This window comes from Chloroflexota bacterium (assembly GCA_020850535.1).
GTDB lineage: Bacteria > Chloroflexota > UBA6077 > UBA6077 > JACCZL01 > JADZEM01.
Genome location: JADZEM010000021.1, coordinates 1 through 21,539 on the forward strand (window position 1 = coordinate 1; position 21,539 = coordinate 21,539).

Annotated in this window: 21 protein-coding genes; 13 read left to right on the top strand and 8 right to left on the bottom strand. The window is 68.8% G+C overall.

The genetic code is table 11. The annotated features are described in order from the left end of the window. Positions 1 to 313: 313 nt before the first annotated feature. Complete coding sequence (locus IT306_03605; GenBank protein ID MCC7367481.1) at positions 314 to 1,180, bottom strand: ChbG/HpnK family deacetylase; 867 nt, start codon at positions 1,178 to 1,180, stop codon at positions 314 to 316. Positions 1,181 to 1,350: 170 nt separating this feature from the next. Between IT306_03605 and IT306_03610 the strand changes: the two genes are divergently transcribed. Continuing rightward, complete coding sequence (locus IT306_03610; protein MCC7367482.1) at positions 1,351 to 2,016, top strand: methyltransferase domain-containing protein; 666 nt, start codon at positions 1,351 to 1,353, stop codon at positions 2,014 to 2,016. Continuing rightward, positions 2,013 to 2,777 (top strand): glycosyltransferase, encoded by a 765-nt coding sequence (locus IT306_03615; protein ID MCC7367483.1) that lies wholly within the window; start codon positions 2,013 to 2,015, stop codon positions 2,775 to 2,777. The genes IT306_03610 and IT306_03615 overlap by 4 nt, the downstream gene beginning before the upstream one ends. On the opposite strand, the gene IT306_03620 is transcribed toward IT306_03615, so the two are convergent. After that, positions 2,774 to 4,312, bottom strand: coding sequence for a hypothetical protein (locus tag IT306_03620; protein MCC7367484.1), 1,539 nt, complete (start codon positions 4,310 to 4,312; stop codon positions 2,774 to 2,776). The genes IT306_03615 and IT306_03620 overlap by 4 nt on opposite strands. Beyond that, complete coding sequence (locus IT306_03625; GenBank protein ID MCC7367485.1) at positions 4,309 to 4,701, bottom strand: hypothetical protein; 393 nt, start codon at positions 4,699 to 4,701, stop codon at positions 4,309 to 4,311. Before IT306_03625 ends, IT306_03620 begins: the two co-directional genes overlap by 4 nt. A gap of 754 nt (positions 4,702 to 5,455) precedes the next feature. Here IT306_03625 and IT306_03630 point away from each other — a divergent pair. The 6 genes from IT306_03630 (at position 5,456) to IT306_03655 (ending at position 10,358) form a co-directional block, all read left to right on the top strand. Beyond that, a complete protein-coding gene (locus tag IT306_03630; GenBank protein ID MCC7367486.1) occupies positions 5,456 to 5,917 on the top strand; it encodes a transcriptional repressor in 462 nt (153 codons plus the stop codon). Between the two features lie 158 nt (positions 5,918 to 6,075). Beyond that, positions 6,076 to 6,897: a metal ABC transporter ATP-binding protein gene (locus IT306_03635; GenBank protein ID MCC7367487.1), complete on the top strand. Its 822-nt coding sequence runs from the start codon at positions 6,076 to 6,078 to the stop codon at positions 6,895 to 6,897. Further along, positions 6,890 to 7,759 (top strand): metal ABC transporter permease, encoded by an 870-nt coding sequence (locus tag IT306_03640; protein ID MCC7367488.1) that lies wholly within the window; start codon positions 6,890 to 6,892, stop codon positions 7,757 to 7,759. The genes IT306_03635 and IT306_03640 overlap by 8 nt, the downstream gene beginning before the upstream one ends. Positions 7,760 to 7,923: 164 nt before the next feature. Next, on the top strand, positions 7,924 to 8,274 hold the full coding sequence (locus tag IT306_03645; protein ID MCC7367489.1) for a DUF1232 domain-containing protein: 351 nt from the start codon (positions 7,924 to 7,926) through the stop codon (positions 8,272 to 8,274). A 48-nt stretch (positions 8,275 to 8,322) separates the two neighbouring features. Further along, a complete protein-coding gene (locus IT306_03650; protein MCC7367490.1) occupies positions 8,323 to 9,492 on the top strand; it encodes a glycosyltransferase in 1,170 nt (389 codons plus the stop codon). Continuing rightward, a complete protein-coding gene (locus IT306_03655) occupies positions 9,492 to 10,358 on the top strand; it encodes a carotenoid biosynthesis protein (protein MCC7367491.1) in 867 nt (288 codons plus the stop codon). The genes IT306_03650 and IT306_03655 overlap by 1 nt, the downstream gene beginning before the upstream one ends. Before the next feature lie 115 nt (positions 10,359 to 10,473). On the opposite strand, the gene IT306_03660 is transcribed toward IT306_03655, so the two are convergent. Both IT306_03660 and IT306_03665 read right to left on the bottom strand, forming a co-directional pair. Next, on the bottom strand, positions 10,474 to 10,791 hold the full coding sequence (locus IT306_03660; protein ID MCC7367492.1) for a lycopene cyclase domain-containing protein: 318 nt from the start codon (positions 10,789 to 10,791) through the stop codon (positions 10,474 to 10,476). After that, a complete protein-coding gene (locus IT306_03665; GenBank protein MCC7367493.1) occupies positions 10,788 to 11,102 on the bottom strand; it encodes a lycopene cyclase domain-containing protein in 315 nt (104 codons plus the stop codon). The genes IT306_03660 and IT306_03665 overlap by 4 nt, the downstream gene beginning before the upstream one ends. Positions 11,103 to 11,126: 24 nt before the next feature. Between IT306_03665 and IT306_03670 the strand changes: the two genes are divergently transcribed. Next, positions 11,127 to 12,671: a molybdopterin-dependent oxidoreductase gene (locus IT306_03670; protein ID MCC7367494.1), complete on the top strand. Its 1,545-nt coding sequence runs from the start codon at positions 11,127 to 11,129 to the stop codon at positions 12,669 to 12,671. Next, a complete protein-coding gene (locus IT306_03675; GenBank protein MCC7367495.1) occupies positions 12,665 to 13,795 on the top strand; it encodes a glycosyltransferase in 1,131 nt (376 codons plus the stop codon). The genes IT306_03670 and IT306_03675 overlap by 7 nt, the downstream gene beginning before the upstream one ends. Before the next feature lie 134 nt (positions 13,796 to 13,929). Here the strand turns inward: IT306_03675 and IT306_03680 are convergent, their stop codons facing one another. Beyond that, positions 13,930 to 14,715: a hypothetical protein gene (locus tag IT306_03680; GenBank protein ID MCC7367496.1), complete on the bottom strand. Its 786-nt coding sequence runs from the start codon at positions 14,713 to 14,715 to the stop codon at positions 13,930 to 13,932. Positions 14,716 to 14,795: 80 nt separating this feature from the next. Further along, on the bottom strand, positions 14,796 to 15,761 hold the full coding sequence (locus tag IT306_03685; protein ID MCC7367497.1) for a DUF4349 domain-containing protein: 966 nt from the start codon (positions 15,759 to 15,761) through the stop codon (positions 14,796 to 14,798). A 162-nt stretch (positions 15,762 to 15,923) separates the two neighbouring features. On the opposite strand from IT306_03685, the gene IT306_03690 reads away from it, so the two are divergent. After that, the gene (locus tag IT306_03690; GenBank protein ID MCC7367498.1) at positions 15,924 to 16,712 is read left to right on the top strand and encodes an enoyl-CoA hydratase/isomerase family protein; all 789 of its coding nucleotides are present in this window, start codon (positions 15,924 to 15,926) and stop codon (positions 16,710 to 16,712) included. Between the two features lie 68 nt (positions 16,713 to 16,780). Beyond that, a complete protein-coding gene (gene codA, locus IT306_03695; GenBank protein ID MCC7367499.1) occupies positions 16,781 to 18,064 on the top strand; it encodes a cytosine deaminase in 1,284 nt (427 codons plus the stop codon). A 47-nt stretch (positions 18,065 to 18,111) separates the two neighbouring features. Here codA and IT306_03700 read toward each other — a convergent pair whose 3' ends face one another. Beyond that, positions 18,112 to 19,125: a CHAD domain-containing protein gene (locus tag IT306_03700; protein ID MCC7367500.1), complete on the bottom strand. Its 1,014-nt coding sequence runs from the start codon at positions 19,123 to 19,125 to the stop codon at positions 18,112 to 18,114. A gap of 279 nt (positions 19,126 to 19,404) precedes the next feature. Here IT306_03700 and uvrB point away from each other — a divergent pair, with 279 nt between their 5' ends. After that, the gene (gene uvrB / locus IT306_03705) at positions 19,405 to 21,519 is read left to right on the top strand and encodes an excinuclease ABC subunit UvrB (protein ID MCC7367501.1); all 2,115 of its coding nucleotides are present in this window, start codon (positions 19,405 to 19,407) and stop codon (positions 21,517 to 21,519) included. The last annotated feature ends 20 nt before the right edge of the window (positions 21,520 to 21,539 follow it).

Here is a 21,539-nt window from a genome sequence, read left to right on the forward strand (position 1 = left end):
GCCCGCGACACCGCCACCCCGCCGCCATGACCGTACGCCACCGCTTCCGCCGCGACCAACAAGCGCCGCTGCCGCTCGTCAAGTCCTGGCGACACCGCCGCATACCGCTGCCGAATCGCTTCCACCCTATCCATACTTGACAGATCCATACTTGACAGTATCGGGCACCGCCCACCAGCCGCCGTCTCTACGCCATCGTGATGAGCCTGTTATTTCTCGGCGGATCCTAAGACCATCGACTGGCGCTTCACGACCGAGGACGCCCGCATCAAACTCGATCATCTCTACCCCGTGTTTCACGACTGATGAGCCACTAGACCGCGACCCCGGGCCGGTACCGGACCAGCCGGATCCGCCGTTCGCGCACCCGGTCGCTGGCGGCGCGGCCGGTCAGGGCGGCAAGCTCGCGGTCGCGGCCCTCGGAGAACGATGTCAGGCGCACCAGTTCGTCGTCCGGGTGGCCCGGATGTGTCATCAGCTCGGTCAGGCCGGTCGGGAGGTCGTCCAGGGCGCGCAGCAGCACGGCCTCGTCAAACCCCATGCCCATCCCGATACCGCGAAAATGGCGGGTGGACCGCAGGCCGGCTTGCCGCACCAGCACCCGAGTCAGCATGCCGAACGTCGAGATCGCGACCGTCCGCACAGCGTCGCGGGGGGCCTGTGCCAGCAGGGCTGGCGACGGGCCGCCCTCGACCGGGCTGCGTACCCAGCCGATGCCGTGCTCGCGCGCCAACGCGATCACGACCGGCGCGACCCGTGGATGGATGTGCACGTGGTGGTGCGCGTCGAGATGGTCCGGCTGAACGCCGCGCTGCAGCGCCCACTCCACCTGGAGCGTCAGCTCGCGGCGCAGCTCGTCCGTGCTGACGCGGCCGGTCGAGAGGCGTGTGAGCAGCACGCCCAGCAGGAAGAAGCCGCCATCGGCGTCCACGAGCGTCGGCACCTGATCGGGCCGACTCAGCGGCCGGCCGGCCGTCAATGTCAGGTGCAGGCCCAGCCCCAGATCGGGACAGGTCGTGGCGCGAGTCAGGGCGTCCTCGGCAGAGGGCAGGTTCGCCATCAGGCTGGCGCTGGTCACCAGACCGTGTCGGTGCGCCTCCACGATGCCGCGATTGACGCCCCGGCTGATGCCGAAGTCGTCGGCGTTGACGATCAACTGTCGAGCGTGTCGCGACATCACGTGCGGGAGGCTCCTGACGGTGGGCCGCCGATTGCGGCGGGTCAAGCGGGCGATTGTATACTCCCGCGCCAGCGGCCGTGCCAGCGCCATGACGCCCCCTGTGGGCGTCGCCAGGAGGCGGCCAGCCCAGCGACGCCAGGGGTATGGTGCGAAGGAGCCACAGCGGTCCCGTGAGCGATCCACTCCCCCCGTCCGTCGCCATTCAGCGCGCGTTAGGCCGGTATCGCGGCCAATCGCTCGGAATTCGAGGGTTCGTGCTGGCCCGCCACATCCTGGCGCCGCTGGCCCGAGTGCTCGACGCGATGCCGCCTGCTGGCCGGCTGCTGGATGTCGGCTGCGGCCACGGCCTGTTCGCCAACGCGCTGGCGCTCGGATCGCTAGAGCGCGACGTGCTCGGCGTGGACCCGTCAGGAGCCAAGATCGCCGTGGCGCGTGCCAGCGCGGCCGGGCTGCCCAACGCGCGCTTCCAGAAGGGCCTCGTCCAGGACGTGCAGGAGGACGGCTTCGACGGCATCTCGATCCTCGACGTGCTGTACCTGCTGCCCGTCGAGGAGAAGCTGGCGATCCTGCGGGCCTGCCGCGAGCGGATCTCGCCGAACGGCGTGCTGGTGCTCAAGACCAACGACACTCGTCCGCCCTGGAAGTACCGCGTGGCCCGACTGCAAGAGCAGGTGATGACGGGCCTAGGCCTGACGCTCAGCCACGGCGACCTGCACTTCCTGAGCCGCGAACAGAACGCCGGGCTGCTGGAGCTGGCCGGATTCCAGCCCCGCATCGTCGATCTCAACAACTGGCTGCCGTACCCGCACGTGATGTTCGTGAGCCGGCCGGTATGACACGGCTGTCGGTCGTCATCGCCGCCTACAACGAAGAGAAGGTGATCGCCGATACGGTCGAGCGGGTCGGCGCATACCTCGAAGCGACGCCCGATCCCGAGCTGATCATCGTCGATGACGGCAGCCGCGACCGCACCCGAGAGATCGTCACCGCGCTGACGGGCCGCTTCCCGTTCCTGCGCCTGGTGGAGAACGACCGCAATCGCGGCAAGGGCTACTCGATCAAGCACGGCATCATGGAGTCGCGCGGGGAGTATGTGCTCTTCACCGACGCCGACCTGGTGTTCCCGATTGAGGGCGTCGAGCCGTTCGTCAAAGCCCTGGAGCAGGGCGCGGACGTGGCCATCGCCTCGCGGCGGCACCCTGGTACGCTGTTCGCGCTGCACCCGCGCCATTTCTCGTACATCTACCAGCGGTACTTGATCGGCGGCACCTACATCAACGTGGTCAACCGCATCCTGAAGCTCGGCGTCTCGGACACCCAGGCCGGCTTCAAGTGCATGCGGGGCGAGGCCGCCCGGAACATCTACGCCCGCACCACCCTCTTCGATTTCGCTTTTGACGTGGAAGCGCTGTTCATCGCGCGGCAGCTTGGCTACCGCATCACCGAGCTACCCGTCTACTTCCTCTACCTTGGCGAGCAGAGCAGCGTCCAGTTGGTCAAGGACTCCGTCCTGATGCTGTACGACCTCTGGAAGATCCGCCAGAACGGTAGGCGCGGCGTCTACCTGCGTGCCTCGTGCGAAGCGTCCGGTCGCTAGCGCGCCGGATCGAGGTCAAGGCGGGGCCGCATCCGCACCGTCGCGGCGAGGTGCAGCAGCGGCAGCCCGAAGATCAACACGACCGAGATCCCCATGATCGTGGTGTAGGTCATCGGCTGAGCCACCGACCAGATGTACTTGAACACGACATAATTGAGGGTCGCCCCGAAACAGAAGAGCAGCACGCGGTCGTGGACCAGCCGATTGGGCAGCAGCGCCGCCAGGGCCACCAGCCACACCAGATACCACGGCTGCCACCAGAGGGTGCAGAACGCCAGGTAGACGAACGTCATGTCGTAGGCCGCCCCGAGCCACGGTGGCGTCGGATCACGGGCAGTGATCGGCTCCGACGCGACGGCAGATGACAACGGCACACTCTGTCGGTCCTCGCGCCACGCCAGCCAGAGGCGCACCAGCACGAACAGGCCGAACGCCAGCCCGACCACCGTCGCCGAGAGCCGGCCTGCCTCCTCGAAAGGCATCCACTGGCGCAGCAGCTCGCGCAGCATGGTCGGCAATGACGCCGTGAACCAGTTGCCGCGCGTCAGGAAGTAGAGGGTGTCCAGCCCGCGCCAGAACGGCGCGTAGAGCACGACGGCCAGTCCGAGTCCGACGAGGCCGCCGGCGGCGATCTCCCGCAGCTTGACCCGCCAGGGCCGCGGCCCGCGCAGCAGGGCGTACAGGAAGACTGGCCCCAGCGCGATCACCAGCAGCTTGGTCAGCACCGCGAGCGCCAGCAAGGGCAGGACGAGCAGTCGCCGCTCGGCCAGCAGCGCCCAGACGGCCAGCAGCAGAAACAGCGCCATCACCACGTCGTTGTGGCCGTTGCCGACCAGCTCGAACTGGAGCAACGGGTTCCAGGCGAACAACAGCGTGCCGGACGCCGCCATCGTGGGGCACAGGCGTTTCAGCACACGCCAGATCACCAGGGTGCAGCCGATGAACGCGATCAGGCCGAGCACTTTGAACAGCACGAGGCCGCGCAGGATGCTCTCGCCGGCGATGGCCGTCGGCACGAGGCTCAGCACCTGCCAGACCGGCCCGTAGACCGACCGTTCGTTCGGCCAGGGCGAGTAGGCAACCAGCGGATCGGGAAACGCCGAGGGTGGCTGGAAGAACGGGTTCCCGCCGTAGACCAGGATCGTCCGACCGTACATCAGGTAGTCGTACAGGTCCAGCGCGGCGACCGGATAGATCCACACCTGCAAGATGCCGAAGACCAGCTGCCCGGCCAGGATCAGGTCGATGGGGACGGCGTCAGGAACGCGGCGGAGGTAGTGGTAGGCCACGTACTGGAGCAGGAACAGCGCCAGGAACGCCCCGACGTACTGGACCTGGCTGGCGACGGTGTACCGACCGAACCAGGTGTAGTCCGCCTGGGGCTGCTGCCACAGCTCCCAGAGGGGCCAGGTCATCATGAAGGCCCAGGCGTAGATCGCCGCGCTGGCCGCCCCGACGAGCACCACCGGCAGCCAGGGCCACGACGCCAGCAGGCCGCGCGGCTGAGCGGCAGTCCCTGACGACGCGTCGGTCATCTGGGCGCGGTGGGCGCACGGGCTTCGAGCGTACGGGCCGCGTCGTTCTCCGGCTCGGCGTAGCGCCCTGGTCCGTGCGCGATCCAGCAAGCGTCGTCGAGGCAGACGCGCCAGTGCTGCGGGGTCGAATACGGGTAGATGACAGCGCTCTGGAGCTTCCGGCGGGCCTGATCGCCCGTGGCGTCCACCGGGAGCCGGAGCGACACGATCTCCAGCGCGTCGGCTGGGCCGTGCGCAGGAATGGTCGAGGCGTCCGACTCGAAGCTGATCGCCTGGCGCGGCGGGAGGGGGGCAGACGGCGTGCTGCGAGCGACGACGTAGGTGATGCCCGACGCCGCCATCGTGACGATGCCGAACGCTGCCAGCCAGACGACGATGAATCCGCGCATGGCAACCTCACTCTCGTGGATCGGTCGGACGGGGGATCGGTCGGGCCGTGAACAGGCGGCGTGGCGCGCTGCGCCTGAGCCTGCTCGCATGATCTTGCCATCTTTTCGCGGGCGGCCGCTGCCAGCGTGTTGAAAGCGTCGAGCCAGCCGCTTGTCCACGGCCGCCTGTTGAGATAGAATCTCATCATCCTGCTCGGGGGCGCGGTGCTGGCCCAGGGCGATTGCATGTTCATTGGTGTACCCGGAGCATCATGGAACGGGCGGTCGGGGACTGAAGTCCCCGCCTACCGTCACGCCGTCGCTGCGCGACGGCCGTCGGGAACGGCCGGCACTGGTGCGACTGGAGCGTCGCGCAGCAACTGCAGGATGGTAGGCGGGGCTTTCAAGCCCCGACGCGGCGGCACGACGACATCAACATGCGATTGCTCCGGTTCGTGACTCAGGGCGATTGCATGTTCATCGGTGTACCCGAAACATCATGGAACGGGCGGTCGGGGACTGAAGTCCCCGCGTACACTCATTCAGTCGCTGCGCGACGGACACCGGGAACGGCAAGCACTGGTGCGACCGGCGCGTCGCGCAGCGACTGCAGGATGGTAGGCGGGGCTTTCAAGCCCCGACGCCGCTGCACGACGACATCAGCATGCGATCGCCCTGGGTGCTGGCCGGCTCCTGTTGACGAGTTGAGAGCGTGTTTGGGAAACTTATCGAGTGTGGAACCGTGTCTCAGGTCGTCGACGAGGAGCCCTTCACCGTGGCTGATGCAACGCAGATCATTGGACAACTGACCAAGGAAGGGCATCGCTTGACCACTCCGCGCCAGGCCATCATCAAGATGGTCGCGCCACGCCAGGACCACTTCAGCGCCCAGGAAGTCTGGGAGGATGTGCGGTCGCGGCACCGCGGCATCGGCCGAGCGACGGTGTTCCGCACGCTCGACCTGCTGACCGAGCTTGGCGTGCTCAACCGTATTCACACCGGCGACGGCTGCCACCGCTACACCGTCTGCGAGACGAAGCACCATCATCACCTGATGTGCGTCTCGTGCGGCACGGTCCTGCCGCTTGAGGCGGCCGGCATCGAGGGGCAGATCCGCAAGATGGCCGCCGAGGCCGGCTTCGACCTGCTGACCCACCATCTTGAGCTGGTCGGGCGGTGCGCGGCCTGCCGCGAGCGTGGCGTGGACGTCTCCGCCAGCATCACGGCGTCGCACTAATACCCGATGTCTGGGCGTATGCGCTTCTCATCTGGTCGTGCTCTGTCGCTGAGATTCAGTGTCGATAGCGATGTTGCTTCGACCTGTGGTCGATCTCGACGCCCCGATTGCTGGCGGCCAGCGTGACGGCGACCGATTCACTGGGCGCGGCGAGTGACATCTCCGGTCCGAAACGCCGGCCGGCTGAGGTCCCGCTGGCCGTCGATCTGCGGGACGTCGCGGCCGGTTACCGAGGCCATCGGGCGCTGAACGAGGTCACCCTCCAGGCCCCGCGCGGCACGATGATGGCGATTGTCGGGCCGAACGGCGGCGGCAAGTCCACGCTGCTCAAGCTGCTGCTGGGCCTGCTGCCGCCCTGGACCGGCGAGGCGCGCGTCCTGGGCCAGCGACCGTCAGACGCCCGCAAGCGCATCGGGTACGTGCCGCAGACCGGCTCCGGCGACTGGCGCTTCCCGGCCACCGTCGGCGAGGTCGTCATGATGGGGCGGTACGGTCGGCTCGGGTGGCTGCGCCGGCCGGGCAACGTTGACTGGCAGCTCGTCCGCGACGCGTTGGATCGCGTCGGCATGGGCGACCGGATCGACCGGCAGGTGGGGGAGTTGTCTGGTGGCCAGCAGCAGCGCGTCTTCTTCGCGCGGGCGCTGGTGCAGGAACCGGAGCTGTTGCTGCTCGACGAGCCGCTGGCCGGCGTGGACGCGCTGACCGAGCGCGACATCTACCACCTGCTGCGCCACCTGAGCGACCGTGGCGTCACCTCGCTGCTGACCACCCACAACCTGTCGAGCGTGGCCGAGCAGTTCGACCTCGTGGCGTTCGTCAATCGGCGCATCGTGGCGGTCGGCCGGCCTGAGGACGTGTTCAACGAGGCCAACCTGCGCGCCACCTACGGTCCCCGGATGGCGCTGGTGCGCGTCGGGGATCGGTACTACGCCATCGACGTGGGCAGCCACGCCGAGGTCGTGGGCGTCGGCGATGCTTGATCTGCCCCGCCTGCTCCTCGATCCGTTCCTGTTTCCCTTCATGCAGCGCGCACTGGCCGCCACGTTGATCGTCGGGGTGCTCTGCGCGGTGGTCGGGGCGTTCGTGGTCTGGAAGGGCCTGTCGTTCGTGGGCGATGCGCTGGCGCACGCCTCGTTCGCCGGCGTGGCGGTGGCGTTCGTCGGCGGCGCGAACATCTACCTTGGCGCGGCGGTCGCGGCGGTCGCGACCTCCCTGCTGATCGCCTTTCTCAGCCGGACGGCCCGCATCAGCTCGGACACAGCGATTGGCGTCCTGTTCGCCTTCGCCTTCTCGCTGGGCATCGTCATCATCAGCCGCGTCCAGAACTACACCGTCGATCTGTTCGCCTACCTGTTCGGCAACGTGCTGGGCGTGGGCTTCGACGACCTGGCCCTGATCTCGATCGCCGGCGGCCTCGTCCTGCTGACGATCTTCCTGGTCTACAAGGAGCTGTTCTTCGTCGCCTTCGACCCGGTGATGGCCGAGGCGAGCGGGCTGCCGGTCGGTGTGCTTCAGTACCTGCTGCTGGCGATGATCGGCGTCACGGTGGTCGTGGCGATGCGGGCGGTCGGGATCGTGCTGGTGGTGGCGATGCTCGTCACGCCGGCGGCGACGGCGTCCCTGCTGACGCGCCGCTTCCACCGGATCATGCTGATGGGCGCGGTGATCTCGGCCGTGTCGTCGATTGCCGGGCTGTACCTGTCGTTCTACGCCAACGTCGCCTCGGGCGGGGCCATCGTGCTGGTCAGCACCACCATCTTCCTGGTCGTGCTGGCGGCGGTCGTGCTGCGGGACCGCGCCCGACCGCACACCGTGGCGCCGGCTGGCGAGGTTCCAGCCTGAGGCCAGGCTGACGGACGGCGCGCCGCCCTGGCGGCCCGTCCTGCCAGGAAATGCAACAACCGGCCCGTTCCCAGCGTCCTACTGCTGAGCGCGGCCCGGCCTTTCTGCCGCGGACCGGCTCCTGGCACGCCAATTGCGCCCGTCCACCAGTGGAGGCCTCATCGATGTTCGGCAAGTTCTCGCTCCTGTCGCAGCTCTGGCGCTCTGCGCGGCTAACCTATCGCCTGCTGCGCGATTCGCGGGTGCCGCTGCTGGCGAAGGTCGTCTTCTACGCCACGGCGATCTACGTGGTGTCGCCGCTCGACTTCGCGCCAGACTGGATTCCGGTGCTCGGGCAGGGCGACGATCTCGTCGCGATTCTGGCCGGTCTGAACCTGTTCTTCCGGGCCTGCCCGTCCTGGATCGTCAAGGAGCACGAGGCGGACCTGGACGGCCGGCTGCCCGAGTCCGGCGACGCCGAGCGGCGCGCGCGGCCCGGCGAGACCATCGACGGAGCGTATCGGCGGGTGGCTTGACTCCGCTTATCGAGTGGCCCGACCCCACCGATCAGGTACAACGCCCGTATGCGACGATGGCATGCGGGCGTCGTCCTACTCGGCCTCCTGCAGGCAGCGGCAGCGTCGCGGGTGATTCGTCGGCTGCGGGCGGGTCCATGCGGGCCGTCCATCTCCGCGGGCGCACGCATCCAGCCGGGCGCGGTCAGCGTCGTGGTCCCGGTCCTGAACGAAGCCCTGCGGCTCGAGCCGTGCCTGGAAGGGCTGCTGGCACAGGACGCGACCGTCCGCGAGATCCTGGTGGTGGACGGCGGCTCTGAGGACGGCACCGAGGGGCTGGTGCGGGCGGTCGCCCATCGTGATCCTCGGGTGCGACTGCTGGACTCCGCGCCGATCCCGCCCGACTGGAACGGCAAGGCCTGGGGGCTGGAGGTCGGACGGCGCGCCGCGAGCGCGGCCTCCCCCTGGCTGCTGACCATCGATGCCGACGTTCGCCCGCGTGCTGGATTGGCGGCCGGCCTCGTGGCGCGCGCCCTCGCCGACCGGGTCGTGACGGCCAGCGTCGCGACCGTGCAGGACGTCAGCGGCCCGGCGCTCGGGCTGTTGCACCCGGCCTGCCTGACGACCCTCGTCTACCGGCTCGGTCGGCCGGGCCGCGTGGCGCGGTACAGGGGCGAGGTGCAGGCGAACGGGCAGTGCCAGCTGCTCGACCGTGAGGCCCTCCGCGCGGCTGGCGGCTTCGGCGTCGCCCGCGCCTCCCGTTGCGAGGACGTGACCATCGCCCGGACGCTGGTCGTGTCGGGTGGGCTGGCCGCGTTCTACGAGACGGACGGGTTGGTCAGCGTCCGCATGTACGACCGCTGGCACGAGGCCTGGAACGGGTGGACCCGTTCGCTGCCACTGCGCGACCGCTATACGCCGTGGTCGAGCCTCGTCGGGCTGGCCGAGGTGACGCTGGCACAGGGCTTGCCGCTGCCGCTCCTGGCGCTGCTGCTGGGCCGTGGACCGGGTGCGCGCGGCGATACCGCGTGTCGTCTGCTAGTGGCCCTGAACGTGTTGCTGCTGGTGCTCCGCGTCGGCGTGCTGGTGGGCATTCGGCGGGCCTACTCCGCGCCGCCGTGGACATTCTGGCTGGCCCCGCTGGCCGATTTTCCTGTTGCGCTGCGCCTGTGGGCCAGTATCCTCAAGAGACGGCACACCTGGCGTGGCCGACCTCTTGTTACGGGAGTGCATAGCTGATGTCCGCTGCCAGAGGGTTGCTCGTCGCGCACATCGTTGCACTCGTGTTCGGCCTGATCGGCATGCTGGTCATGATCCCGAATCCGTGGCTCTGGTCGGGGAGTCCGCTGCTGACGTCGGTCTTCGCGGCCAGCATGGAGTACGCCGGGGCGCTGCACATCTGGCTCGGCGCAGCCGTGATGCTGGTCTACGGCCTGGCGACCGTCGGGCCAGCCCGAACGGCGATCTTCTTCGTGGCGTCCTGCGCCATCTCGCTCGGCTTCGAGCTGCTCGGGACCGGGACGGGCTGGCCGTTCGGCGCGTACGAGTACACCGCCGGCCTCGGCGCCAAGGTGCTCGACCGGGTGCCGTACACCATCCCGCTGTCCTGGTTCTACATGGGGTTCTGCTCGTACCTGCTGGCGTCAACCATCCTGGCGCAGGCGCGGGCGCCGCGCCTGGGACTCTCGAGCGTTCTCTTCGGCGGATGGCTGCTGATGGCCTGGGATCTCGTGCTGGACCCCGCGATGGCTCACGACAGCCTGCCGCTCAAATTCTGGGTCTGGCACCAGACCGGCTTCTACTTCGGGATGCCGCTGCAGAACTTGCTCGGGTGGATCGCGACTGGACTCGCGTTCATGGCCGTCAGCCGGCTGCTCTGGCAGGGCGATGTGCGGCCCGGACAGGCTCCCGCGATGATCCCCTTCGCCGTCTACGTCGCGAACGTCATCTGGGCGATGGCCCTCAGCGCGAGCGTCGGGCTGTGGGGACCGATCCTCCTGGCAACTGCCCTCGGGATCGCGCCGGCTCTCGTGGCGCTGCGGGATCGGCTCGTGCTGCCCGGCCAGGGGACGCCCTTGCCCGGACCGTCCGGTGTCTCCGCATAACGGCTCGGTCGCAGCGTCGGCGACTGACCCCGACAGTGCAGCCTGCCAGCCTGCGACTGACGCCCGCTCGATTCACAGCTGCGCGGACGATCGCACGGCATGCGACTCGGCCCTATCAGGCTGGCGGCTTGCAGACCAGCATCACGATCCCCTGCACCACCATGACGTTCGTGACCAGGAAGAACACGCCCTCTTCGAGCGGCAGCCCGCCTAGCCAGATGTTGAGGGTCAGCTCAGGATGGAGGCTCCAGATGCCGATGTGGATGGCCAGGACGTCAGCAGCGCACAGGTAGAGCGTGGGGATGGCGATGCCAGGGACCACCACGCGCCAGTACGCCCGCAGCGTCCGATGGGCCAGCGCCCACTGCCCCAGGATGACCGGCAGCGCCCAGGCTAGCTCGTACACGAGATACGTCCACTGCCCCAGCATCAGCCGGCGGCCCGCCGCGTGCGTACGAGCAGGGCCAGGACGATCAGGCCGGACAGCAGCGGCTGGAGCAGGAAGAACAGGTACTCTTCCAGGGGTACCCAGCCGAGAATGACGCCGACGACACGCTGCGGATCGTAGGTCCAGACGCCCTGCGCGACAATCAGATTGTCCCACGGCGTCGCGTACACGAAGGCCGCCAGCGCCATCAGCCCGACCACACGCAGGTAGCCCGTCGTCAGGTGGCGGTGCAGCAGCAGCGTCAGCATGCAGATTGGGACCACCAGGAAGATCAGCAGAAATTGACCGTACGTCACATGCGATCCAGGGCTGGTGTTGAGGTGGATGATACGGCGTCGGCCGTGGGCGTCGATCCGATTCCTGAGGCGGACGGGGACCGCCGCCCGCGCGCTGCACCGCGTCACGCCGACCTGGCAGCGCTGGCCTCGCTGCTGGCGTCGGCGCTGGTGGCCGTGGGGCTGGACCGCCCTCCGCCCCTGGAGCCGTTGGCTGCCGCCATCATGGAATGGACGCCGGTGCCGGTCGCCAACTGGCTGCTGGAGTCGTTCGGCGCGGCCGGTAAGCCCCTGGCGCTGTTCGGGGCGTCGGCGGTCTGGCTCGCGACGGCGGGTCTGCTCGGAGCAGTGGCGTCGGCCGGACGGCTCGGGCGGCTGGCGCTGCCGGCTGCGCTGCTGGCGTCAGCGCTCATCGGGTGGGTGCTGACGCGGGCCGGAGGCCTGCCGGGCGTGCTGACGCTGGTGGGCGGCTTCTGGGTCGTCTACGGCACGCTCAGGGGACGGCGCGTCCGTCCAGCCGTGGCCGCCGGCGGCGTGCCACACCCGATTGAGCCACGCCGGCGGGCGTTGCTGGCGATGGCTGCGAATGCGTCGGTCCTTGCCGTCGTGAGTGGTCTGCCTGTCGCGGCGTCGGCCCTGCGGGTGCGCCTGTTCGGCCGGTCCTCGCGGCCACCGCTTCTTGCGTACGCACCGCCGGCCGCGCGCTCGTCCGAGTTCTCCCTCGCCGGGCTGACGCCGGAGGTGACGCCGCTGGCGTCGTTCTACCTGATGAGCAAGAACGTGGCCGATCCGGTGCTGACGGCGTCCGCCTGGAGCCTGGGCGTACATGGCCGGGTGCGGCGCAGCCTGAGCCTGTCGCTGGACGATCTCGCAGCGATGCCACGGACGGACCAGCATGTCACCATGCAGTGCGTCAGCAATCCGGTCGGCGGTCCACTCTGGAGCGCGACCCTTTTCAGCGGCGTGAGGCTGGCCGACCTGCTCTCGTTGGCCGAGCCGCTGCCGGACGCCGCCTGGGTCAGCTTCTCCGCTCCAGACGGCCACCGCGAGCAGCTGTCGCTCGACCGGGCGCTGGACCCATCGATCCTCGTCGCCTACGGCATGGGCGGCGACTGGCTCACGCCCGAGCATGGATTTCCGGCCCGCGTGCTGGCGGCCGGCCTGTACGGTTTCCGCAGTGTCAAGTGGCTGGCCGCCGTCGAGCTGCTGAGCCAGCCCCGCCCCGGCCACTGGGAGGAGCGAGGCTGGACGGCCGCCGAGATCCACACCACAGCCCGCGTCGACCTCGTGCAGCGGGAACCGGGCGGCGAACTTCTGGCGGCCGGCGTGGCGTTCGCAGGACGGCGGGGCGTACGGGCCGTCGAGGTGCGAATCGCGGATGGCGCATGGCAGCCGGCGATGCTCCATCTGCCGCCTCTCGGGCCGGCGATGTGGGTGCAGTGGCGGGCGCGCCTCGACGCCCCGACCGGTCGAACGGCGCGCGTCGAGGTGCGTGCCATCGACGGGGCCGGCGTGCCGCAGGACGAGGCGGCGCGCGGCCAGTTCCCGAACGGCGCGACCGGCTTGCACGGGCTGTCGGTCACATGGTGACAGGCGTACGCCGCTGGCTGCCCTGGCTCCTGCTGCTGGTGCAGGCGCTGCTGGCGTTGCGCTCCTGGTGGCACTACCGCTCCTGGCCGCGGCTCGAAGCACTGCCCGAATCCAGCGACGGCGCTCCCCTCAGCCCGCTGCCAGTCGCCATCGTGATCCCGGCCCGCGACGAAGCAGAGAATCTGCTGCTCCTGCTGCCGTCCCTGCTCTGCCTGGAGCCGCCACCGGCCGAGATCGTACTGGTGGACGACCGCTCCCACGATGCCACGGCAGCCGTCGGCCGGGGGTTCGGGATTCGTGTGGTGCAGACCAGCGAACCGCCAGCGGGCTGGAGCGGCAAGAACTGGGCGTGCGTGGTCGGCGCGGCGCAGACAACCGCTCCCTGGCTCCTGTTCGCCGATGCTGACACCTGGCAGGCACCGGGGTCGCTCGGGGCAGCATGCGCGTGCGCCGAGCGTGAGGCAGCGGACCTTCTGAGTGTCTTCCCGCAACAGGAGTGTCGGACCCTCTGGGAGCGGCTGCTGCTGCCATTCGCCTTCGCGCAGTATCTGGCCGCCGTCAACCCGCGCTGGGCCGCCGACGACCGCGCGTCCTCGGCGCTGGCGAACGGCCAGTACCTGCTCGTGCGCCGCGCGCTCTACGACCGGGTCGGCCGTCATGCTGCCGTCCGGACCAGTCTGGGGGAGGACGTGGCGCTGGCGCGGCTGGCGCGGCGGGCGGGCGGACGCGTGCGCGTCTTCCGAGCGGAGTCGCTGGTCCGCGTGAGAATGTACCGGTCGCTGGCCGGGCTTCAGACCGGCTTCCGCAAGTTTATGGTGGGATACCTGCTGGCCGAACCAGTACACGGCGTGCAGATCGTCGCCGCGACCGCCCTGGCCGGGCTGCCGCTGATCCGACTGGTCGAGTGGCGGCTGGGGCGGGGGTCCGGGCGACTCGCCGCGGCATCCTGGGTCGTTGGCGTGGCAGGCGCGTGGCCGTGGGCGCGCTGGTTCAACGCTGGCTGGTGGACAGTTGTCGCGCAGCCGCTGGCCTATGCGCTGTTTCAGGTCGTGGCGCTCGACAGCCTGGTACGCTGGCTGCTCGGGATCCGGGTCCGCTGGAAGGACCGCGACTACCCCGTCTAGCGTCCGGCAGGGGCCGGCCCGCCCTTCCTGGAGGCGGGCCGGCCATTCTTTGTCCCGTGTGGGTCGGTTCGTGCGGGAAACGCCTCAGCGGGCGGCCCTGCACGAGCCGACTGTCGGCAGACCGGGTGGCAGACTCAGTCAACCTGAGCTTTGAGCGGCGCGGCCACGCGATCCTGCTCACGGTACGCCACCAGGGCAAGCTGCTGTCGCTCCATCGAGACCCAGTTGACCTTGTACAGCCGCGCGCCGATGCGGACCGTCTCGCCTTTGTAGAGATAGTGGTCCTGCGGATCGCGCGTCGAGCGCACGGTGACGCCCAGCACCTTCGTCTCCTGAGGCTGTCGCAGCTCACTGTGCAGCACCGCGTAGATGGCCGAGTCCTGCCCGGTCGGCTCGGCCCGACGCTGGATCGAGGCGAGCGTGATGGATCGCGTGGTCGATCCCTGGATCTCCCCGCCGATGTTCAGGCGCAGCAGCTCGTCGATCTCGGCATCCTGGGCCAGCGCCTGCCGTGGGGGATGGGCCGGGTCGAACGTGTCGGTGACCCGCTGAGCCGCGGCGGCTGCCACGCCGGCTCCACGCTCGATGGCGTTCCCGATGCCCTCCCCGATGGCAGCCGGCGCGCGCATCCCCGCGCCCACGAACGATACGACGCCCCACAGCACCGCTCCCAGAATCAGGAGCATCGTCAGCCTGAGCAGCAGGCCGATCCCTCGGCTGACGGTGTCCAGGGCCGATCGAGGCCTTGGGGCGGGCTGGAAGATGATCGGGCGCGCCGCGTCATGGACGTTGGCCGGAGCCGACTCGGCCTCGCGAATCGGTCGGAGATCCTGGGGGGCCGGCCGATCCAGCAGCAGATCGTCGTCGTGGCGAGGCTGTCGACGGGCGGGATAGCGGTCGGCCTGGTTGGCGCTCATCATCTGGTGGACTCGCAGGGGCCGTGCCAGCGGGCGTGCTGGCACGGCAACGGGACGACGGATAGAACGGCGGGTGACGGAGGTCAGGCGGGCGGGCCGGCCGGGCCGCCCGGTCCGACAGGTGGGCGCGGGGGCCAGTTCCGGGCCGTGCGTCGCGACAGCCAGCGAATCCCCATGATGAACGCCCAGAGCAGGAGCAGCATGCCGCCCCAGATCGGCGCGAACACCAGGGCGTAGATGCCGAACTCGGCCAGGACGCGCAGCGCCGACCCGAGCGCGTTGACGGCCCGCTCAAACGTCGAGCCGGCGCTCCAGCCGGGCCGGGTGAACGTGGCCGACTCGCGGATGGTCAGGGTGATGGTCGCCATGTCGGCGCGGCGCTCCAGGGCCTGCTTGCGTCCCTGGATCTGCTCGATCTGGCCGCGCACGTTGGTCAGCTCACGCTGGACGTTGATGATGTCCTCGACCTTGGTCGCCTTGCCGAGCAGCGCCAGCAGGCTCTGCTCGGTCGCCTGGAGGTTTCGCATCCGCGACTCCAGGTCAACGTACTCCTCGGTGACATCCTGGGCCTGGGACTGCTCGTCGATGACCCGGTCGGCCAGGGCGCGCAACTGATCGAGTGTGGCCTGGTAGGTGGCCGGATCGGCCGGCACGCGGAGCGTCACATCGGCGACCGTCCGGTCGCCCTCCTGGCGGATGCGGGTGCCGGACAGGTAGCCGCGCTGGGCCGCCGCCAGCGCCTCGACCTTGTTGTAGGCCTCCTGCACGTTCGGCACGGCGATGGTCATGGTGACGGTGCGGACGATCATGCGGTCGAGCGAGGGCAGGTTCTGCTGGGCCTGATCGGCCGGCTGGTTCGCGCCGCCGCTGGCTGGACGCGAAACCGCTGCTGGCGCCGGGGCGGCCGGGGCAGCGGCCGATTTCGGTGCGCTGGCGGCGCTCTCGGCGGTGCGCGGCGGCGATGCGCTCGGGCTGGCAGCGCAGCCGGTGGTCGTGAGCAGCGCTGCCGTCAGCAGCAGTGCGAGGATGGCGACGATCCGAGCGCGCATCCGTTCCCCCTGAACGTCCGGGTGGCGGGCAGCCTGGCTGCCGCCGCGAGTTTTCTGCATTCCTAGACGAGCGGAGCGCCGAAGATGTTCCGTCGTACAAACGACCTGACGAGGGCCGGGAGGCTGGTTCCCGCGCGGCCGGTACGGTAGCATCGCGACACTATGAGCGACATGCTGCTTGTCGAGGCCCGCGGGGCCATCCGCACCGTCACGATCAACCGGCCAGATGCCCGCAACTCCCTGCCGCCGGCAGCCTGGATCGAGCTTGCCGACCTCCTCCACGATCTCCGGACGGATCGCGAGGCGCGGGTGATCGTGCTGCGTGGCGCGGGCGGCCGAGCGTTCTCGTCAGGGTATGACATCAACGCCCTGCGCGAGCTGGAGGAGCAGGGGATCGTCCTCTCGACGCCGGCCGACCCGTTCGAGGTCGCGCTGGCGGCGGTGGTCGAGCATCCGCTGCCGATCATCGCGATGGTTGGCGGGTTCGCGGTCGGCGGCGGCTGTACGCTGGCGGCCGGCTGCGATGTGCGGATCGTCGGGGCGTCGTCACGCTTCGGGATGCCGCCGGCCAAACTCGGGCTGGTCTACAGCGCGACGGAACTGCGACCGTTCGTCGATCTGATCGGGCCGGCCCGCACGAAGTGGATGTTCTTCTCCGGCCGGATCATCGACGCCCAGCGGGCCTTGCAGTACGGCCTGGTGGACGAGGTGCTGCCGGACGACGAGCTGGAGGCCCACACCTACGCGCTGGCCGAGGAGATCGCTGCCAACGCCCCGCTCTCGGTGCAGGGCACCAAGACTATCGTGCGGGCGATGCGCGGCGAGGCAGCCGCAGGTGACGCCGCCGTACGTATCGCCGCCGAGATCCAGCGGGTCAACCGCAGCGCCGACCTTGCCGAGGGGATGCGGGCGTTCCTGGAGAAGCGCAAGCCGGCGTTCCGTGGCGAGTAGGCGAAACCTGACAGCAGAGCGAGAGCCCGCGCAGCGCGCACACCCGGGTGAGAGGGGTTGTACCGACGATGTCAGAGCCGCTCGATCTGCTCGTTCGGAACGCCCGCCTGCCCCGTGCGACCGGCGTCTCTGAGATCGCCATTCGGGATGGGCTGATTGTCGACGCCACCGAGCCGGCGGTGGGCGCGCGCGAGACGCTCGACGCGGCCGGCTGTCTCGTCACGCCAGCCCTGGTCGAGCCACACATCCACCTCGACGCCGTCCTGACGGTCGGCCAGCCCCGCTACAACCAGACCGGCTCGCTGTTCGAGGGCATCGCGATCTGGGGCGAGCGCGTCAAGGATCTGACGGTCAGCGACGTCAAGGAGCGCGTTCGAACGGTGCTGCGCTGGCAGCTTGCGAACGGCGTCCTGTTCGTGCGGAGCCACGTGGATGTCTGCGACCCGGAGCTGACAGCCCTGCGCGCCCTGGTCGAGCTGCGCGAGGAAGTCGCCGGCCAGATGACCTTGCAGCTGGTCGCCTTTCCGCAGCAGGGCATCCTCTCGTTCCCGGACGGCGAGAACCTGATGCGGCGGGCCGTGTCCCTGGGCGCTGACTGCGTCGGCGCGATCCCGCATTTCGAGCTGACCCGCGAGTACGGTGTGCGGTCGGTCGAGTTGGCGCTGGGGCTGGCGGCCGAGCACGGGAAGCTCGTGGACATCCACTGTGACGAGACCGACGACGAGCAGTCGCGGTTTCTGGAGGTCATGGCCGCCGAGACGATCCGCCTCGGGCTGCAAGGCCGCGTCACGGCCAGCCACACGACGGCCATGCACTCGTACAACAACGCCTACGCCTACCGGCTGATCCACAACGTGCGCCGGGCCGGCCTGCACATGGTCACCAACCCGATGGACAATTCGACGCTGCAGGGCCGCTTCGATACCTACCCGATTCGGCGCGGCCACACCCGCTTCAAAGAGCTGCTGGCGGCGGGCGTCAACGTCTGCATCGGCCACGACTCGATCATGGACCCGTGGTACCCGCTCGGGTACGGCGACCCGCTCCAGTGCGCGTCGGTCCTGGCCCACTACGGCCAGATGTCCGGCTACGACGAGATCCAGACCTTGTTCGACATGATCGGGCCGAACGGCGCGAAGGCGCTGGGGCTGGAGCGGTACGGGCTGACGCCGGGCTGCCGGGCTGACCTTGTCGTCTTCGACGCGCCGTCCGAGATGGACGCCGTCAGGCTGGCGCCCGTCCGCCGCGCCGTGATCCGAGGCGGCACGGTGGTGGCGCGGGCCGAGCCTGCCCGCAGGACGGTGGTCTGGGACGGCCGCGAGGAGCCGGTGGACTTCCTGCGGCCATCCTGATCCGTCAAAGATCGGCAGCGGCTGCTGCTGTGCGCGCTGGTCGGCGGTCAGACGTGATGGCGGTCCTGCACGCCGCTGAGCGCGCCGACCAAGTTCTCGAACGTGTGCTGGTCGCGGACGGTCTGCTCGCGGCGCTGCGCCTTGACGTACTCCGCGCGGAGGAAGTCGCTGGCCGTCCCCTGGTTCGCTCCGAGCGCGGGCGCCAGCCGGTACGCCACGAAGGCGTCGTTCACGTCACCGTACTGCGAGATCAACTGGAACATCGGCTCGGCGATGGGCTGGATGGCTGCCCGCGTGTCGGGAAACATCAGCATCAGCAGCAGCACTGACCTGACGGACTTTCGCACGTCGTGGAAGTGCGCCTCCTGCTCGCGGTCGAAGATGTTCTCCACGAACGGCCCTGACGCCCGGATGCCGGCCAGGGCGCTCGCGCCCATCCGCGCCGCATTCCCGACCGAGTCGAAGTCGTTGGTGGCAGTCTGGCCGGCGAACTGCCAGATGCGCGGCACATCCTTGCCTTCCAGGGCGTAGATCGCGCCCGTTGGCGACCCCAGGAACGCTTTGGCGGCCTCGCGCACGGAGCTGGTGCGGAGCGCCGCCAGCGCCACGTTCATCCGCAGGCGTCTCAGGTCGACAAGGTCGCCACGGAAGCCGGTCTGCAGAATCGTGGAAATAACCGGGATATCCTGGTAGCCGCCGACCCGCTCGTACGCGTCGTCTACCAGCTCGCGGAACGTGCTGAGCGGCTCTGGATCGTAGGCGTAGGCGTACAGGTCCATCAGCAGCCGCAGCTCCAGCAGCCGCCGCCGAAAGACGGACTCTCGCGCCTGCTCGGGCCTGACGCCCTCGGAGAAGCCGTCAAGCTCGCCCATCGCGCGGTCGAACGCGGCGACCACGGCGCTGCTCGCGACCGATGAATACGGTCCGTTCTCTGAGATCGTGAAGGATGGCGTTCGATTGTCAGGGCCGCTCTGGGCGAGCGCGACCGCCCGTGGCAGGAGCGCAAAACTCAGCAGCAATCCACCGAAGGCCCGCCGCCCTACCCGCAACTGTGACTGCACCAGAAGCCTCCCTCGCCGCCCATCAGATGCCGTGCCGGTGTTGGAGCCACCCTCGGGTCTCCGCGACGGCTGCTGGAACCTTCAACGTCCTGGTACAACGAACGACTCGCCGGAATACTTCCAAATGCACATGGTCGGGCGGTTCCGGACCGAGTGAGCGCGGGCATGACCGCCACATCGCCGGGACGTTCTGGCAGCTCTGCCCACTCTGGCAATACCAGGAAGAGTAGAGCAGATGTTCTGCATAGCGTGACGGAACGCTGGTATCCTTTACGAGTCATGCCAGACTTCCGTGTCGTCTCCGAGTTCCAGCCGATGGGCGATCAGCCCCAGGCGATCCAGCAGCTCACCGAAGGCGTCCGCACGAACCGCCGCTTTCAGACGCTGCTCGGCGTGACCGGCAGCGGCAAGACGGCCACCATGGCGTGGCTGGTCGAGCAAGTCCAGATGCCGACCCTGGTGCTCGCGCCGAACAAGACGCTGGCCGCGCAGCTCAGCGCCGAGTTTCAGGAGCTGTTCCCCGAGAACGCGGTCGAGTATTTCGTCTCCTACTACGACTACTACCAGCCTGAGGCGTATGTCGCTCGGACGGATACGTACATCGAGAAAGAGACGATCACCAACGAGGACATCGACCGACTGCGCCACTCGGCGATGCAGTCGATCCTCACGCGTCGGGATACGCTGGTGGTGGCGTCGGTGTCCTGCATCTACGGTCTCGGTGCGCCCGAAGACTACGGGCAGGCCGTCCTCAAGCTCCGCAAGGGCGAGCTGCGGAAGCGGGACAAGGTGCTGCGGCACCTGACGGACATCTACTACGAGCGCAATGACTACGACTTCAAGCGTGGGACGTTTCGCGTGCGCGGCGACACCCTGGAAGTACACCCGGCCGGGCTGGAGATCGCCATCCGGATCGAGTTCTGGGGCGATGAGATCGAGAAGATCACCGAGGTCGATCCCCTGACCGGCACGCTGCTGGTCGAGCGTACGTCGGTCGAGATCTTCCCGGCCAAGTACTTCGTGACCTCTCGTGAGAAGCTGCTGGCGGCGCTCGAAGACATCGAGGTGGAGCTGGAGCAGCGAGTCGCCGAGCTGGAGCGGCAGGACAAGATCCTGGAGGCGGCGCGCCTGCGCCAGCGCACCAACTTCGACCTGGAGATGCTGCGCGAGACCGGCGTCTGCTCGGGCGTCGAGAACTACTCGCGACACATGTCGCGGCGAGCGGCCGGCAGCCGGCCGTGGACGCTGCTCGACTACTTCCCGGACGACTTCCTGCTGCTGGTGGACGAGTCGCACATGACGGTCCCGCAGGTGCGCGGGATGTACTTCAGCGATAAGGCGCGTAAGGATGTGCTGGTCGAGCACGGCTTCCGGCTGCCATCCGCCCTCGACAACCGTCCATTGATGTTCCCGGAGTTCGAGGAGCGCATCTACCAGGCGGTCTTCGTGTCGGCCACGCCCGGCCCGTACGAGCAGGAGCACAGCGAGCAGGTGGTCGAGCAGGTGATCCGGCCGACTGGGCTGATCGATCCGCCGATTGAGGTCAAGCCGACGGCCGGCCAGATCGACGATCTGATCGACCAGATCGGGCAGCGGGTGGCGCGCGGCGAGCGTGCACTGGTGACGACGCTCACCAAGCGAATGGCCGAGGATCTGGCTGACTATCTCCGGGATATGGGCATCAAGGTGCAGTACCTGCACTCGGAGATCGACACGTTCGAGCGGATCGACATCCTGCGCGACCTGCGCCTCGGCGTCTACGACGTCGTGGTCGGCATCAACCTGCTGCGCGAAGGTCTCGATCTGCCCGAGGTCTCCCTGGTCGCGATCCTCGACGCCGACAAGGAAGGGTACCTGCGCTCCGAAAGCTCGCTGATCCAGACGATTGGCCGGGCGGCCCGGCACGTGGACGGCCAGGTCATCATGTACGCCGACACGATGACCGGCTCGATGGAACGGGCGATTGCCGAGACCTACCGCCGCCGCAAGATCCAGATGGAGTACAACGAGGCGCACGGCATCCAGCCGCGCGGCATCCAGAAGGCGATCCGCGACATCTCGAATCGCGTCAAGGCGGTTGCCGAACAGGCGGTCGAGTACGCCACCGACGGCCCGGCCACGATGCCGAAGGACGAGATCGCGCGGCTGATCCAGGATCTGGAAGTGCAGATGCGGCAGGCCGCCAAGAACCTCAACTTCGAGGAGGCCGCCGCGATCCGCGATCAGGTGGTCGAGCTGAAGCGGCTGCTGGTGGCCGAGCAGCCGCTGGTCCCCGAGGCCTGGATTAGTAAGCCGGCCGCGCCCGTGACCTACCAGACCGCTGAGAGCGCTGGCCGCAGGTCAGACGGCCGTCCGAAGTCGTCCCGTCCCGGCCGGTCCAAGGGCCGCCGGTAGTTCTCGCTGCGCGCACGAAG

Bases quoted from the DNA above. Each gene is read 5' to 3' on its own strand.
- IT306_03640 (MCC7367488.1), top strand. From the start codon at position 6,890: ATGCTTGATCTGCCCCGCCTGCTCCTCGATCCGTTCCTGTTTCCCTTC.
- IT306_03620 (MCC7367484.1), bottom strand. From the start codon at position 4,312: ATGACCGACGCGTCGTCAGGGACTGCCGCTCAGCCGCGCGGCCTGCTG.
- IT306_03685 (MCC7367497.1), bottom strand. From the start codon at position 15,761: ATGCGCGCTCGGATCGTCGCCATCCTCGCACTGCTGCTGACGGCAGCG.
- IT306_03655 (MCC7367491.1), top strand. From the start codon at position 9,492: ATGTCCGCTGCCAGAGGGTTGCTCGTCGCGCACATCGTTGCACTCGTG.
- IT306_03690 (MCC7367498.1), top strand. From the start codon at position 15,924: ATGAGCGACATGCTGCTTGTCGAGGCCCGCGGGGCCATCCGCACCGTC.
- IT306_03675 (MCC7367495.1), top strand. From the start codon at position 12,665: ATGGTGACAGGCGTACGCCGCTGGCTGCCCTGGCTCCTGCTGCTGGTG.
- uvrB (MCC7367501.1), top strand. From the start codon at position 19,405: ATGCCAGACTTCCGTGTCGTCTCCGAGTTCCAGCCGATGGGCGATCAG.
- IT306_03615 (MCC7367483.1), top strand. From the start codon at position 2,013: ATGACACGGCTGTCGGTCGTCATCGCCGCCTACAACGAAGAGAAGGTG.
- IT306_03680 (MCC7367496.1), bottom strand. From the start codon at position 14,715: ATGATGAGCGCCAACCAGGCCGACCGCTATCCCGCCCGTCGACAGCCT.
- codA (MCC7367499.1), top strand. From the start codon at position 16,781: ATGTCAGAGCCGCTCGATCTGCTCGTTCGGAACGCCCGCCTGCCCCGT.
- IT306_03625 (MCC7367485.1), bottom strand. From the start codon at position 4,701: ATGCGCGGATTCATCGTCGTCTGGCTGGCAGCGTTCGGCATCGTCACG.
- IT306_03645 (MCC7367489.1), top strand. From the start codon at position 7,924: ATGTTCGGCAAGTTCTCGCTCCTGTCGCAGCTCTGGCGCTCTGCGCGG.
- IT306_03650 (MCC7367490.1), top strand. From the start codon at position 8,323: ATGCGACGATGGCATGCGGGCGTCGTCCTACTCGGCCTCCTGCAGGCA.